Genomic DNA, 998 nt, shown 5'->3' with positions numbered 1-998 from the left:
AGCGACCCGTCGGCCTTGAGGCCGCGGCCGGTCAGCTTCTCGTCCACGTCGATGGCGGGCACCTCGAGCCGGGTCGGTACGGCGACCCGCACCGCCGGCGCCGGAGCCGCGGGTACGACGGGCGCGGGTGCGTCGTCGGCGAAGACCGCCGTCACGGGCGGTGGGGTGGCGGGCTGCGGCTGGGTGAGCTCGACGATGCCGAACGTGCCGGCGGTCAGTCCGGCGAGCATGCCGATCACTGCCACGATCCGGGTCAGTCGTGCCTTGATGCCCATGACCTGTCCTCCTGCGTTGAGTGCGTACGCAGGTAGGAGCAGGTCGTGGGGCGAACCTTGCAGGTTTTCGCAGATCAGCCCGGGCAGGGGTTGAACGTGAAGGTCCGGGACCTCGTGCTGCGGAGGCCGGCGCTGTCGGTCGCGGTGAAGGTGACCTTCACGTTGCCACCGACGGGGACGGGGATGATTGCCTTCCAGCGCCCGTTGTCGGGTGTGGCCGATGCCTGGCCGCTGGTCGCCCCGGACCAGGACACCTTCACCGAGCGAACGCCCGAGCCGTCGGTGACCGTGGCCGAGACCGGGACACTGCAGTCGGTCGCGGACGCAGTGATCGTCCCGATCACGGGCGGCCGGTTCACGGTCAGGCTGACCGTGACCAGCACGGTGCCCCCACTCCAGGTGATCGCGACCTGCCCGCTGTGCGCGCCCTCCGAGAGCCCGGACCGGCTGGCCCGGATCCGCAGCGTCGTCTCCGCACCGGGGTCCAGGGACCCGGAGCCGGTCGAGACCGACAGCCACTTCACGCGCGGCTGCGCGGTGAAGTCCAGCGCGGTGCCGCCGACGTTGCTCAACCGGGTCGTTCCCGACGTGCCGCTGGTGCCCAGGCGGATGGACCGGGTCGAGACCTGGAGGTCCGCGGGGGCCGCGATCGTGGGTGCCTCGCTGGTGGCGGAGCTGGACGGCTCCGTCGGCGAGGGCGCGAATTTCGTCGGCATGCCCGAC

General features: G+C 71.7%; 2 protein-coding genes. Both read right to left on the bottom strand.

The window, feature by feature from the left end:
• Positions 1–275 (bottom strand): hypothetical protein (locus ACOADB_RS20095; protein ID WP_378602579.1); only part of this gene is annotated, 275 nt, incomplete at its 3' end.
• 74 nt (positions 276–349) lie between these two features.
• Complete coding sequence (locus ACOADB_RS20090) at positions 350–991, bottom strand: BACON domain-containing protein (protein WP_378602630.1); 642 nt, start codon at positions 989–991, stop codon at positions 350–352.
• Positions 992–998 lie beyond the last annotated feature (7 nt).

It is taken from the genome of Nocardioides sp. CPCC 206348, from assembly GCF_048654705.1.
Lineage (GTDB): Bacteria > Actinomycetota > Actinomycetes > Propionibacteriales > Nocardioidaceae > Nocardioides.
The sequence above is the reverse complement of the archived record's forward strand: the minus strand, read 5'-3'. Positions and strand labels throughout refer to the sequence as shown.

Bases quoted from the DNA above. Each gene is read 5' to 3' on its own strand.
- ACOADB_RS20090 (WP_378602630.1), bottom strand. From the start codon at position 991: ATGCCGACGAAATTCGCGCCCTCGCCGACGGAGCCGTCCAGCTCCGCC.